Source organism: Desulfomicrobium norvegicum (assembly GCF_900114595.1).
GTDB lineage: Bacteria > Desulfobacterota > Desulfovibrionia > Desulfovibrionales > Desulfomicrobiaceae > Desulfomicrobium > Desulfomicrobium macestii.
On the sequence record NZ_FOTO01000004.1, the window covers coordinates 106,088 to 119,217 of the forward strand.

Genomic DNA, 13,130 nt, shown 5'->3' on the forward strand with positions numbered 1-13,130 from the left:
ATGACGATGCAGAAGGTGGCGGAGCGATTGCTGAAGGCCGCGCGGGGAGTTATAGACGGCCGTGGTTCGTGCCTCGGACAGGATGCCAGGGACCCGGCGGCGGACGTCCAGACGCGCCACCGGCTCCTGCTGGCGGGGCGGGAGGTGTTCGGGCGCAAGGGGGGCGGGGTCACGGTGCGGGAGATATGCCGCGCCGCCAACGCCAATGTTGCAGCCGTGAATTACCATTTCGGCGGCAAGGAGGAGCTCCTGGCGGAGGTCCTGCGCATTCTTCTGGACGAGCTTTTGGCCATATACCCCATGAATGGCGGGGTGCCCGACGATGCCCCTTCGGCCGAGCGGCTGCATGGTTTCGTGTTCGCGTTTCTGTGTCGCATCCTGTTTCCAGAGGGCCGTGAGGACGAGTGCATGCTCGGGCGGATGCTGTCCGAGGCCTTTGTCCATCCCATGCCGCCTTTCGAGGTTCACGCCCGGAAGCACAGGGAGGATGTCCGGAATTTTCTGGCGCCGCTGCTGCTCGATCTGGCCCGGGAAGGGGGCATGATCGCGGATGGCCGGGACGATATGCGCATCCAGATGATGGGGCGTTCCATCGTTGCCCAGATTCTTTTTTACAACACGAACAGGGACGCGCTCATGGCCCAGCGCGACGGCCTGCCTTTCACACCCGACGAGGTTTCGGAGGCGGCCCTGCACATCACCCGTTTTTCACTGGGTGGGATCACTCATATTTCGGAGCACATGAAATGAAAATGACCCGGGAAAAGAATTTCTTGAATCGCGTGGCGCTTGTCCTTTGCATCTGCGGCTTTCTGGCCGGCTGTTCGGATGCGCCCGCGAACACTTCCGGCGTGGCCGAAGGCGGCACGGCAGGCCCTGCCTCCGAGGCTGCGGTACCGGCCAGGCCTGTGCACGTGGTCAATGTCGTGACCGAGGAGATAAGGACCGTCACCATGCGCGACATGCTGGTCCTGCCCGGGGAAACCGAGGCTCTGCATGACGTGCGCCTGGCCGCCCAGCGCGGCGGCGTCGTGGAGTGGGTCGGGGTGACCGAAGGGAGTGTCGTTGGCACCGGAGATCACATCGCCCGCATCGACCTGTCCGCCCTGGGCGCCGCCCGTGACCGCGCGCGGGCGAACGTGCGGCTGGCCGAAGATCAGCTGCTGCGCAGACGCGAGCTTCACGCGCAGGGCGTTCTGGCCCGGGAAGAACTGGAGCAGGCCCAGAACGAGCTGACCTCGGCCGTGACGCGGTTGCGCGAGGCCGAGGTCGAGTACGGACATGGCACGGTGTCGTCCACCCTGGACGGCGTGGTCAACAAGGTCCATGTCGACCCCGGCGAATTCGTGGCCGAGGGCGGACCCGTGGCTGATATCGTCAACGTGGCCACCATGCGCATCAACTTCAACGTGCCCGAGGGCGATGTGCGTTTCCTGGCCGAAGGGCAAAAGGTCACGGTGCTCGTGGACACCTATCCCGAGCGGCAGTGGATGGGAAAGATCGATTTCGTGGCCTGGAAGGCGGACCCCGCGACCCGCACCTTTCAGGTCCGGGTGGTGGTGGACAATGCCGATGGCAGCATCCGGCCCGGCATGATCGCACGGGCGGCTTTTTTGCGACGCCTGATCGAGAATGCCGTGACCGTGCCCCTCTTCACCGTGCAGGACAAGGGAGGCGAACGGATCGTTTTCGTGGAGCTGAACGGAGTGGCCCAGGCGCGTTCCGTCGAGCTGGGCGTCATCGAGGGTGACCGCGTGCAGGTGCTCGGCGGCCTCAAGGCCGGGGACAGGCTCATCGTGGCCGGGCACACCGAGGTGGAGGACGGGACAAAGGTGAACGTGCGATGATCGTCAATCAAACCGCACAGCACCGGCAACCCCTGGTCCTGGTCACCCTGGTTCTGATCATCGTGGCCGGGCTCTACAGCTACGTGAAGCTCCCGCGCGAGGCCGCTCCCGACATCCAGATCCCCTACATCTTCGTGACCACCACCTACGAGGGCGTGGCTCCGGAGGACATGGAGAAGCTGGTCACCATCCCCCTGGAGCGCAAGCTCAAGGGACTGGAGGGCGTGGAGGAACTGACCTCGCAGTCCAACGACGGCGAGTCCACCATCGCCATCAAGTTTCTGCCCAGCGAGGACATCGACGACGCGCTGCAGAAGGTGCGCGACAAGGTCGATCAGGCCTCCGGCGACCTGCCGTCGGACCTTGAGGACGATCCGGTCGTCAGCGAAATGAATTTTTCCGACATGCCCATCATTCAGGTGGTCCTGTCAGGCCCTTTTAGCCTGAAGCGTCTCAAGGTCTTTGCCGAGGACCTGGAGGACAGGTTCGAGTCCATTTCCGGAGTGCTCGACGCCCGGATCATCGGCGGTCTCGAGCGTGAAATCCACGTCGAGTTCGACCTCGACCGCGTCGGCGCCTACAGGGTGCCCTTCACCGCCATGCTGCAGTCCGTGGAGCGGGGCAACGTGAACATGCCCGGCGGGTCCATGGATATCGGCGACATGCGCTATCAGGTGCGCGTGCCCGAGGATTTTCAGAATCCGGCGGAGATCGACTCCATCGTGGCCTTCGTGCGTGACGGCAAGCCCGTCTATCTGCGCGACGTGGCCGCCATCCGCGATCATTACAAGGACCCTACAACACTGAGCCGCCTGAACGGGGAGAACGCGGTGACCCTGCAGGTCATCAAGCGCAGCGGCGAGAACATCATCGACATCAACGACCAGATCGCGGCCGCCGTCGAGGAAATGCGCGAGCTTCTTCCTCCCTCCCTGAATATCAGTCTGACCGCGGACATGGCCGAGGACATCCGCAACATGGTCGCCGATCTGGAGAACAACATCCTGACAGGGCTCATCCTCGTCCTGTTCGTCGTGCTCATCTTCATCGGCGGGCGCTCCGCCGTGTTCGTCTCCGTGGCCATTCCGGTGTCCATGCTCATCACCTTCGCGCTCCTGCGCCTTTTGGACATCACCCTGAACATGGTCGTGCTTTTTTCCCTCATCCTGGCCCTTGGCATGCTGGTCGACAACGGCATCGTCATCGTGGAGAACATCTACCGTCACATGCAGGAGGGCAAGGACCGCTTCCAGGCGGCCCTCGACGGGACCAGCGAAGTGGCCTGGCCGGTCATCACCTCGACCCTGACCACCATCGGCGCGTTTTTTCCGATGATCTTCTGGCCCGGAATCATGGGCGGATTCATGTCCTTTCTGCCCAAGACGGTCATTCTGGCGCTCATGGGCTCCCTTTTCGTGGCCCTGGTCATCAATCCGGTCCTGTCCGCGCGCTATCAGACCGCCGCGCCCCCGCGTTTCGCCGGTGACGGAAACGTCGCCCGGTCCAGGTCCAAGAGGGTCTACATGTGGCTTCTGGGCTGGGCCCTGAACCACAGGGCGCTGGTTCTGGGGGTCTGCGTGGTCATGTTTTTCGGCTCGGCCCTGGCTTTCGGCAAATTCGGCAAGGGCGTGGAGTTCTTTCCGGAAACCGAGCCCAAGCGGGCCTACGCCAACGTCAAGCTGCCCGTCGGCACTGGTCTTGACGCCACGGACCGTTACATCAGGATCATCGAGGACGTCTGTTCCGAGTACGAGGACGTGCGTTACGTCATAGGCAGCACGGGCGCGGCCACGGGCGGGGATTTCGGCGGGGGCGGAAGCGGCACGCACCTCGGCTCCGTGACCCTCGATTTCAAGCCCATCGGCGAGCGCACGAGGCATTCCTCGGAGATCGTCTCGGAGGTTCGAGACAGGCTTGCCGCACAGATCACCGGGGTGGAACTGCGCGTGGAGAAGGAAGACGAGGGGCCGCCCACCGGCGATCCGGTCAGCCTTGAGATCTACGGTGACGACATGCAGGTGCTGGCCGGGATCGTGGAGCAGGTCCGCGAGCTCATGCGCGACATCCCCGGCATCGTCGACATGAAGGACAACCTGGTCACCGGCAAGCCGGAGATCCAGATCCGGGTGGACAAGGAGAAGACCGCGCTCCTGGGCCTCGACACCTACACCGTGGCCTACACCGTGAAGGCGGCCATCAACGGAGCCAAGGTCGGCGTGTACCGCGAGGGCAAGGACGAATACGACATCGTCGCCAAGCTGCCGCGCAAGGACAGGGAGTCGGTGGAATCCCTGAAGCGCATCACGGTCTCGGGTCCGGACGGCGAACCGGTGCCCCTGACCACTCTGGCCCGGGTGGAACTGGCCAGCGGCCTCGGGGCCATCAACCACAAGGACCAGAAAAGGGTGGTCACGGTCTCCTCCGACGTCAGCGGCAGGCTCGCCAACGACATCATCCGCGAACTGGACGCCAGGCTCGGGACCCTGGCCTGGCCGCGTGGGTACACCTACAGCTTCGCCGGAGAGCAGGAAGAGCAGCGCAAGGCCCAGGAATTCTTGAGCGAGGCCTTTGTGGTCGCCATTTTCCTCATCTTCATGGTGCTGGTGGCCCAGTTCAACTCCATGGTCACTCCGCTCATCGTGCTGACCTCGGTGGTGCTGTCCTTCATCGGGGTCTTCGCGGGGCTTTTGCTCACCGGCACGGCTTTCGGGATCATCATGACCGGCGTGGGCGTCATCTCCCTGGCCGGGGTGGTCGTCAACAACGCCATCGTGCTCATTGATTACTTCGAGCAGCTCAAAGCGACGGGCATGGAGACGCGCGAGGCGCTGATGACGGCCGGGCTGACCCGCTTCCGCCCTGTGCTGCTCACGGCCGTGACCACCATCCTTGGCCTCTTGCCCATGGCCCTCGGGGTCAGCTTCGACTTCTTCAGGCTGGAGCTGATCACGGAGTCGGAGTCGGCGCAGTGGTGGGGTCCCATGGCCGTGGCGGTCATTTTCGGGCTTCTTGTGGCCACTTTGCTGACTCTGGTCGTGGTGCCGGTGCTGTGTTCATTACAGGACGGAGCCAGGGGATGGATGGCCCGGCGCAGGGCGGCAAGGGCCGGGGCAACCGGCTAGGACGCCTGCCGACGTGTGATGGGGGCCTTGTCAATCATGCCCCCCTCATCTATGCACTCACCTGTCCGCTACCATCGCGGCGGATGCTTTCGCCCACACTTTGCCTTTCAAGGAGTGCATAATGCTCTGGATTCATCCTCTGCTTCAACTCGCGGCCACCGGTCTGGCCCTGTACGTCTTGTCCCTCGGGTGGCCACGTTTTCAGGCCAACCACTTGGGAAAGAAAGGTAAGTTCATGTGGGCCGAACATGTCCGGCTCGGCAAGTACGCACATATTCTATGGATGAGCGGACTGGTCCTTGGCCTCTATGCCGTCGGCCAGCACTGGGGCCAGAACACCATCACCGGCAACCATTACTGGATCGGCCAGATGATGATGCCCTGCATCGCGGGTGGGTACATCACGGGCGTGATCATGGATCGCAACAGAATGAAACGCCGCTACCTGCCTCTGGTGCACGCCGTCTTCAATTCGGTGGCCGTACTCCTGGCGCTGGCGGAAGTGGTCACCGGAATCGGCGTCATCCGGGTTTTCATGCTGTCCTGATCCTTTTTGTTCGGTTCGTTTCCGAAGCGCTCTTCCCCGGTGGAGGGCGCTTTTTCAGCTTTTTCGTTCCTGGCCGTTTCGGCTCCTGTCCCCGATTTTTCCGGTTTTGTGGAGAACGTGTTCATGCAGCACCCCGCCTTTTTTTCGGATCCCTTGAGCGTCGGCTCCGTGCTTCTGCCTTCGCGCCTTGTCCTGGCGCCTATGGCAGGTCTTGGGCATGTGGCCTTTCGGGAAGTGCTCGGAGGATTCGGAGGGCATGGTTTCATGGTCACGGAGATGTGCAACGCCCGCGCCGTGCCGCAGGAAAGCCGCCATCATTCCCCCGTGTTCCGCTGGCGCGACGAGGAGGCGACGCGTCTTGTCTGCCAGATTTTCGGGGGCGAGCCCGAAGTCATGGCCGCCGCAGCCAGGCGCATCGAGACCGAAGGGCTCATGGGCGTGGACATCAACATGGGCTGCTCCGTGGCCGCCATCTGCAAGAAGGGATACGGGGCGGCGCTGCTCAAGGACCCGGAGCGGGCCGTGGCCATCGTGCGGGCCGTGCGCCAGGCCGTGCGCTGTCCGGTCATGGTCAAATTCCGCAGCGGCTGGGAGAACTCTCCGGATTTGGCCGTGGATCTGGCCAGGCGTTTCGAGGACGCGGGCGCGGACCTCTTGACCTTTCACCCGCGCATCGCGCCGGATCGCCGGTCCCGTCCGCCCAAATGGGCGCATATTCGGGCCGTGGCCGCTGCCGTTTCAATTCCCGTGCTCGGTAACGGCAACGCCTTTTCCGGCGAGGATTGCGCCCGGATGGTCGCCGAGACCGGCTGCGCGGGAGTGTCCATCGGCCGCATGGCCATCGCCCGGCCCTGGATTTTCGCCCAGCTGGTGCATGGCTTCGAGCCCGACGAGGACATTTTTCTGAACACGGCGCTGAAGATCATCGACGCCATCTGGAAGCATTTCGAGCCCACGCGCGCCATCAAGATGTACAAGAAATACCTGCCCTATCTGGCCGCCAATTTCGTCTTCGGCCACAGCCTCTGGCCGGAGCTGGCACGGGGGCTCACCCGCGAGGACATGGCCGAGAACGCCATGCGGGTTTTGGGCAAGAGGCCCCGGGTCGCGTCCACCCCCAACGCCTTTTTGTTCACGTCCTGACATGGAAGAGCTGCTCCTTGATTACGGACTGACCGGGCTTTTCATCCTGTCCTTCCTGGCCGCCACGTTTCTGCCCGTGGTCTCCGAGGCCGCCCTTGCAGCCCTGATTCTGGCCGGCGTCGATCCATATGCCTGCGTAGCGGCGGCCACCGCCGGCAACACCCTGGGGGCCATGACCACCTGGGGGATCGGACGGTGGGGGAGCGAGCCCTTTCTGACCCGGATGCTGCGCCTTTCCGCCGCGCAGCGGGAGCGGGCGGTGCGCCTTTTCGCCCGTTATGGCTCGTGGAGCCTGCTGCTGGCCTGGACGCCCATACTCGGGGACCCGCTCTGCGCCGTGGCCGGCCTCTTCGGGCTGTCCCTGAAGCGCTTTGTCCCGCCTGTGCTGCTCGGCAAGCTTGCCCGCTATGCCGGACTTGCCTATCTTCTTTCCTGACATAATGGTATTTCCTGGAGGTTTCATGCTGATCTTGCATTCTCCCCTGGACATGCATGTCCACCTGCGCCAGGGCGACATGCTGGCCCTGGTGGCGCCACACACGGCCCGGGACTTCGTCGCCGCCGTGGTCATGCCCAACCTGACCCCGCCAGTGACCGAGCTTACGCAGGTGCTGGACTACCGGGAGAAAATACTTCGCGTGGCGGGAGAATCGTTCTCCCCGCTCATGACTCTTTTTTTCAAGTCCTACTCCAGGGACGAGCTGCTGGCCGCAAGGCCGCACATCATCGGGCTCAAGCTCTATCCCGCCGGAATGACGACCAACTCCGAGGCCGGTTTGGCCGACATGCGGCAGGCCCACGCAACCCTGGCCATCATGGAGGAGCTGGACATCCCCCTTTTGATCCATGGGGAGGGATGCGGATTCGTCATGGACCGCGAGGCGGTTTTTCTGCCCGTGGTGGCGGAGTGGGCGCGCTCGTTTCCCCGGCTGCGCATTGTTCTCGAACACGTAACCACCCGCGCCGGGGTGGAGCTGCTGGACCGCTTCGACAACCTTTTCGCCACGGTCACCCTGCACCATCTGCTCATCACCCTTGATGACGTGCTCGGCGGGCTCATGCGGCCCCATCTTTTCTGCAAGCCCGTGGCCAAACGTCCGGAGGATCGCGACGCCCTGCGACAGGCGGCGCTGCATCACCCCCGGGCGTTCTTCGGCAGCGACACGGCCCCGCATCCGATCACGGCCAAGGAAGCGCCCGGCTGCGCGGCCGGAATCTTTTCCGCGCCCGTGGCCTTGCCTGCCTTGGCCGGTCTCTTCGAGGAGCTGGACGCCCTGGACCTGCTGCAGGCCTTTGTTTCGGACCGCGCCCGCGCCGCCTACGGCCTGACCCCCATGGCCAGGGAGGTGCGTCTTGAGCGCCGCGCCTGGACCGTGCCGGAGCGCTTCGGTTCCGTCGTGCCCTATCTTGCGGGTCAGACCCTGGCCTGGCAGGTGGTGAACTGACATGTACGTGGCGGTGCTGGGAGAAGGCAGGCCGTTGCGCTTCGAGTTGCGGCGTTCCGTGCCGGTGGACGGCGGCTTCGGTTTTGAGACCCTTCTAGACCTGGGGGCGGACCCTGGCCGCATGGTCCGTTTCGGCCGTTTCGGGATATCCTATGCCGAGGAGCTTCTTGAGGCGCTGGCGGGTCTGGACCTGGACATGGATGAGCTCGACGAGGCGTTTGCTCCCTTTGCCCCGCAGGATTTCAGGGACCGGGCCGGGCGCTCCCGGACATGGACGCGAACGGTGCTGACCCGCACGCAGGAAGACCTCATCCGCGCCCTGCATCCCTTTGATCGCAGACGCATGGCTTTCATGCGTTCGGGCGAGATCAACCTGAGCCGCATCGACGAAGTCAGCCCCAAGCTGTTTTTGAGCCTCTTGGACAAGAGCCGGGACGAAATCGAGCAGCTCTTCCTGCGTCTGGAGCGCTCCCTGCCCATGGAGGAGGTGCGCGGCTACGTGCATGCGGTGTTCAATCTGCAACGCCATTTCACTTCCCCGGCGGCCCGGACCATGCCCGAAGCCCTGGACCCGGCCGGTCTTGACGAAGCCTTCATGCATGAATTCTGCGCCCTGTGGGACGATGCGGGCTTTGCCTTCGGCCACACCGATGCGCGGACGTATCTGCGGCGTTATGCGTGTCTGCATTATGATTTCGATTTTGCCGCGTCGGCTGGTTTCGAGCGCATCTTTCGCGATTTCATGAACGATTTTCGCCGTCCCCGTCCACGTCCGAGAACCGTCGCTCCGGAACGGGTGCGCGAACTCTTCGGCATGGGCATGGCCGAGATCCGAAGCATGACCAGGCGCGAGTTCGCGCGCATCTTCCGCAAGAAGGCCATGTCCATGCATCCGGACAAGGGCGGGGATCATGACGCCTTTGTGGAACTGCTCGAAACCTACAAGCGCATCGTGTCCTCAAAGCCCGAATAGGGTCCTTCGATCATCCCTGCCTCATTGGGTTTGAACCCTCTTGAACCACTGGATTTTTTCCTTCCTTCGCGCCCTTGGCGGGCCTCTTTGAAATATTTTTGAAAATTTCAAAAAATTTGCGCCGTCCGGGGCATAAGTCTGATGACAAGAAAATGGGAAAGGCATATGAGCCGTCGCATCAGGGAACATGCGTTTTTTTCGCTGTCCAAAGCGGGTGCGCATGGATGATTGTCACTGATTTTATGTTTTTATTTCAATATATTGTTAAGGATTGGCGCGTTTTCATTTTTTGAATAATTTAACGTGCACAGAGGAAACCATGGACGTTGTCGAATTAGTCGCGGCAGAGCCTTCCGAAATCGACCAGGAGCTGGCCGAACCCCCCTCTTTATCTTCCCTTCCCGAAGACCTGGAGCTTGGCCTCTGGGCGCATCGCAAGAAATTCATGAGCACGCATTTTCCCGGTGCCGTGCAGAAGGACTGGGACAGCTGGCGCTGGCAGTTGAAGAACCGTGTCACCTCCGTGGAGGCCATGGCTCGGATTCTTGGCGTGCCCGCCCCGGTCTTCGAAAAGACCAGGCGGCGACTGCCCGCGGCCGCCACGCCCTATTACCTGTGGGTTGCCTCCCGCAGCGAGTCCGTGCGGCGCTGCATCCTGCCCGATGTGCGCGAAACGCTGAGTCTGCCTTTCGAGACTCCGGACCCGCTCGGCGAAGAAGGGCACAGCCCGGTTCCTGGCATTGTCCATCGCTACCCGGACAGGGTGCTGTTTCTGGTCACGGAGTTCTGCTCGACCTATTGCCGCTATTGCACGCGCTCACGGCTGGTGGGCAAGGTCGGACACCGCTCGGACATGCGCAGCTGGCAGGCCGCCCTCGACTATATCCGCGAACATGATGAAGTGCGCGACGTGCTGCTCTCCGGTGGCGACCCCCTGACCCTGCCGGACATGAAGATCGAGTGGCTGTTGTCCCAACTGCGCGCCATTCCACATGTGGAGATCATCCGCATCGGCTCCAAGGTCCCGGCCGTGCTTCCCCAGCGCATCACGCCCAAGCTGGTGCGCATGCTGCGTCGCTATCATCCGCTGTTCATCAGCCTGCACTTCACGCATCCCGACGAGATGACGCCGGACACGGCCCTGGCCTGCAACCGGCTGGCCGACGGCGGCATCCCCCTCGGGAGCCAGACAGTGCTTCTGTCCGGAGTCAACGACGACGCGCCGACCATGAAGCGGCTCATGCACGGGCTGATCCGCAACCGCGTCCGGCCCTACTACCTGTACCAGTGCGACCCGATTCCCGGATCGAGTCATTTCCGGACTCCGGTGGAGACGGGGCTGACCATCATCCGGAATCTGCGCGGGCACACTTCGGGCTACTGCATCCCGACCTACGTCATCGACGCTCCCGGCGGCGGTGGCAAGGTGCCGCTGCAACCGGATTATTTCCAGGGTCGGGACGAGCAGGGCATCGTGCTGCGCAACTATGAAAACCGTGTTTTCCATTACCCTGACCAGCTTTGCCCGCAGGAGGGATCATGCTCGTTGGCATGACCTACGATCTGCAGCAGGACTATCTGGCTGCCGGATACGACAGGGACGAGGTGGCGGAGCTGGACAGTCCCGTCACCGTCGAAGCCGTCAAAGCGGCGCTTTTGTCCCAGGGGCACGACGTGGAGCTGATCGGCGGGGTCGGGCCGCTGGTGCGCGCCCTGGCTGACGGGCGGCGCTGGGACCTGGTCTTCAATTTCGCCGAAGGCATGCTCGGATTGGCCCGCGAGGCCCAGGTCCCGGCCCTGCTGGACGCGTGGGACATTCCCTACACCTTTTCCGGGCCCGAAGTGCTGGCCCTGTCCCTGCACAAGGGTTGGACCAACGCGGTGCTGCGGGCGCACGACGTGCCCACGGCCGATTTCAGGATCGTGAACAGCATGGACGAGGTGGAAAAAATCGATCTGCCTTTTCCGCTCTTTGTCAAACCCGTAGCCGAAGGGTCCAGCAAGGGTGTGAGCGACAAGTCCCTGGTCAGGGACCGGCAGGCATTGCGCGGGATCTGCGAGCATGTCCTGCGCACGTATCGTCAGCCCGCCCTGGTCGAGACGTTTCTTCCGGGCCGGGAATTCACGGTAGGCATTTTGGGCAGCGGCCGGGAGTGCAGGGTGCTCGGGGTCATGGAGGTGCTCGCCACCGCCCGGGGCGACGCCTGCGCCTACACCTACGCCAACAAGCAGGAATGGCGCGAGCGGGCGCTCTACGAACTGGCCACCGACGGCCCGGCTGAGCAGGCCGCCGAGGTGGCCCGCGCGGCATGGCAGGCCCTTGGATGCCTGGACGCCGGGCGTGTCGATGTGCGTCTGGACGAGCGGGGCGAGGCCCGGTTCATCGAGGTCAATCCGTTGGCGGGCCTCAATCCGGAGAGCTCAGATCTGCCCATTCTCTGCGGCAAGATCGGTCTGGAGTATGCCGAACTCATCAGGGGCATCATGGATTCAGCCATGCGCAGAGCCGAAAACAGGGCTCCAAGGACACGCACGTGAGCCCTTTGCATGTGGCCGTGGTACGCGAGAGCGTCCCTGACGCCGCTTCCCCCGACGCCCTCGACACGGTGCTGCAGGCCCGCAGCGTGCGCGAGAGCCTGGCCCGTTGCGGCTGGCGGACCTCGGAGCATGTCCTTGGTTCCGATCCCTCGGCGCTTGAGGCCGCCCTGGCGCACCGCAGGCCCGATGTGGTCTTCAACCTGGTCGAGTCCTGTCATGGGGTGTCCAGCCTCGCATGCCTGGCGCCGGCCCTTTTTCGCAAGGCCGGGCTTGTCTATACCGGGGCGGACGAGGGCAGCATGAGTCTGGCCGGAGACAAGGCCCTGGCCAGGCGGCTCATGCATGCGGCCGGGCTGCCCGTGCCTTGCGGTGCGACGCTTGGGGAATTGCAGCGGGGCGTTTTCCCCGGGCCTGGCAGATACATCGTCAAGGCGCGTTTCGAGGATGCCTCCCTAGGCCTTGGCCCGGACTGCGTCGTTAAGGTGCGTGCGCGCGAAGAGCTGCTGGCGGTCATGAAGGAACTGGCGCCGCGCATGGGCGGGGATTGCGTGGCCGAAGGCTATGTAAGCGGCCGGGAGTTCAATCTGGCTCTGCTGGCGGAGTCGGGCGGGAAGGTCCGCGCGCTGCCCCTGGCGGAGATGGTCTTCGATGCGGCGACACCCGGTCCGGCCATCCTGCACTATGCGGCCAAATGGGAACAGGACAGCGCGGATTACGCCGCCTCCACGCGCAGCTTCGATCTTGCCGGGGATGAAGCCCTGGCCCGGGAGATGACGCGGATCGGCGTTTCCTGCTGGGAACTTTTCAATCTGGCCGGGTACGCACGCATCGACTTTCGTGTCGGCGACGGCGGCCTGGTCAACATCATCGACGTTAATCCGAATCCGTGCATTTCCCCGGACGCGGGCTTTGTGGCTGCGGCCAGGCAGGCCGGACTGGACCATGCCGCACTGGTCCGGGACATCGTCTTCGATGCCTTGGAGAGGGCGGGGCAGAGGGAGAAGACCGGCCGTGCATGAGATTTTCTTTCGCGATCAGGTACGCGCCGAGGACAGACACGCCGTGCGCGAAATCGTGACCTCCACGGCCTTTTTTTCAGCTTCCGAGGTGGATGTGGCCGAGGAACTGGTGACCGAGCGTCTGGCCAAGGGAGAAGAGAGCGGATATTTTTTTGTTTTCGCCGAAACACTGGAGCGTGGCCCCCTGGGCTATGCGTGCTATGGCCCGACGCCGTGCACCGAAAGCACCCATGATCTGTACTGGATCGCGGTGCATGAAGAGATGCGCGGTCAGGGGCTGGGCAGGACGCTGCTGGCGGAAGTGGAGGCGCGGCTGCGCAGGGGCAAGGGAGGCAAGCTCATCGCCGAGACGTCGTCCCGGGAACAGTACGCGCCGACGCAAAGGTTTTATCTGTCCTGCGGTTTCAGCCTGGAGGCCCGCATTCGCGATTACTATGCCCCGGGCGAGGATATCCTCTATTTTACAAAGAATATCGGGCCCCTGGAGCGGGATTGA

General features: G+C 63.4%; 12 protein-coding genes. All 12 read left to right on the plus strand.

Features of this window, described 5'->3' with window-relative positions:
- On the plus strand, positions 1 to 750 hold the full coding sequence (locus BMZ24_RS08025; protein WP_092191063.1) for a TetR/AcrR family transcriptional regulator: 750 nt from the start codon (positions 1 to 3) through the stop codon (positions 748 to 750).
- Positions 747 to 1,847 (plus strand): efflux RND transporter periplasmic adaptor subunit, encoded by a 1,101-nt coding sequence (locus BMZ24_RS08030; protein ID WP_244150307.1) that lies wholly within the window; start codon positions 747 to 749, stop codon positions 1,845 to 1,847. The genes BMZ24_RS08025 and BMZ24_RS08030 overlap by 4 nt, the downstream gene beginning before the upstream one ends.
- Positions 1,844 to 4,969, plus strand: coding sequence for an efflux RND transporter permease subunit (locus tag BMZ24_RS08035; protein WP_092191065.1), 3,126 nt, complete (start codon positions 1,844 to 1,846; stop codon positions 4,967 to 4,969). The genes BMZ24_RS08030 and BMZ24_RS08035 overlap by 4 nt, the downstream gene beginning before the upstream one ends.
- Before the next feature lie 121 nt (positions 4,970 to 5,090).
- Positions 5,091 to 5,516: a hypothetical protein gene (locus BMZ24_RS08040; protein ID WP_092191067.1), complete on the plus strand. Its 426-nt coding sequence runs from the start codon at positions 5,091 to 5,093 to the stop codon at positions 5,514 to 5,516.
- A gap of 123 nt (positions 5,517 to 5,639) precedes the next feature.
- On the plus strand, positions 5,640 to 6,659 hold the full coding sequence (locus BMZ24_RS08045) for a tRNA dihydrouridine synthase (protein WP_092191441.1): 1,020 nt from the start codon (positions 5,640 to 5,642) through the stop codon (positions 6,657 to 6,659).
- 1 nt (position 6,660) lies between these two features.
- A complete protein-coding gene (locus BMZ24_RS08050) occupies positions 6,661 to 7,095 on the plus strand; it encodes a YqaA family protein (RefSeq protein WP_092191069.1) in 435 nt (144 codons plus the stop codon).
- A gap of 4 nt (positions 7,096 to 7,099) precedes the next feature.
- Complete coding sequence (gene pyrC, locus BMZ24_RS08055) at positions 7,100 to 8,104, plus strand: dihydroorotase (RefSeq protein ID WP_143077855.1); 1,005 nt, start codon at positions 7,100 to 7,102, stop codon at positions 8,102 to 8,104.
- A 1-nt stretch (position 8,105) separates the two neighbouring features.
- Positions 8,106 to 9,077: a hypothetical protein gene (locus BMZ24_RS08060; protein ID WP_092191073.1), complete on the plus strand. Its 972-nt coding sequence runs from the start codon at positions 8,106 to 8,108 to the stop codon at positions 9,075 to 9,077.
- 319 nt (positions 9,078 to 9,396) lie between these two features.
- Entirely contained in the window at positions 9,397 to 10,632 is a 1,236-nt protein-coding gene (locus BMZ24_RS08065) for a KamA family radical SAM protein (RefSeq protein WP_092191075.1), read from the plus strand.
- Complete coding sequence (locus BMZ24_RS08070; protein ID WP_092191077.1) at positions 10,617 to 11,615, plus strand: D-alanine--D-alanine ligase family protein; 999 nt, start codon at positions 10,617 to 10,619, stop codon at positions 11,613 to 11,615. The genes BMZ24_RS08065 and BMZ24_RS08070 overlap by 16 nt, the downstream gene beginning before the upstream one ends.
- Positions 11,612 to 12,634: a D-alanine--D-alanine ligase family protein gene (locus BMZ24_RS08075; protein ID WP_092191079.1), complete on the plus strand. Its 1,023-nt coding sequence runs from the start codon at positions 11,612 to 11,614 to the stop codon at positions 12,632 to 12,634. Before BMZ24_RS08070 ends, BMZ24_RS08075 begins: the two co-directional genes overlap by 4 nt.
- Entirely contained in the window at positions 12,627 to 13,130 is a 504-nt protein-coding gene (locus BMZ24_RS08080; protein WP_092191081.1) for a GNAT family N-acetyltransferase, read from the plus strand. Before BMZ24_RS08075 ends, BMZ24_RS08080 begins: the two co-directional genes overlap by 8 nt.

What these genes read in the sequence shown, in the direction of transcription:
- BMZ24_RS08060 (WP_092191073.1), top strand. Translation starts at nt 8,106, where the DNA reads ATGTACGTGGCGGTGCTGGGAGAAGGCAGGCCGTTGCGCTTCGAGTTG.
- BMZ24_RS08040 (WP_092191067.1), top strand. Translation starts at nt 5,091, where the DNA reads ATGCTCTGGATTCATCCTCTGCTTCAACTCGCGGCCACCGGTCTGGCC.
- BMZ24_RS08045 (WP_092191441.1), top strand. Translation starts at nt 5,640, where the DNA reads ATGCAGCACCCCGCCTTTTTTTCGGATCCCTTGAGCGTCGGCTCCGTG.
- BMZ24_RS08035 (WP_092191065.1), top strand. Translation starts at nt 1,844, where the DNA reads ATGATCGTCAATCAAACCGCACAGCACCGGCAACCCCTGGTCCTGGTC.
- pyrC (WP_143077855.1), top strand. Translation starts at nt 7,100, where the DNA reads ATGGTATTTCCTGGAGGTTTCATGCTGATCTTGCATTCTCCCCTGGAC.
- BMZ24_RS08030 (WP_244150307.1), top strand. Translation starts at nt 747, where the DNA reads ATGAAAATGACCCGGGAAAAGAATTTCTTGAATCGCGTGGCGCTTGTC.
- BMZ24_RS08070 (WP_092191077.1), top strand. Translation starts at nt 10,617, where the DNA reads ATGCTCGTTGGCATGACCTACGATCTGCAGCAGGACTATCTGGCTGCC.
- BMZ24_RS08065 (WP_092191075.1), top strand. Translation starts at nt 9,397, where the DNA reads ATGGACGTTGTCGAATTAGTCGCGGCAGAGCCTTCCGAAATCGACCAG.
- BMZ24_RS08050 (WP_092191069.1), top strand. Translation starts at nt 6,661, where the DNA reads ATGGAAGAGCTGCTCCTTGATTACGGACTGACCGGGCTTTTCATCCTG.
- BMZ24_RS08025 (WP_092191063.1), top strand. Translation starts at nt 1, where the DNA reads ATGACGATGCAGAAGGTGGCGGAGCGATTGCTGAAGGCCGCGCGGGGA.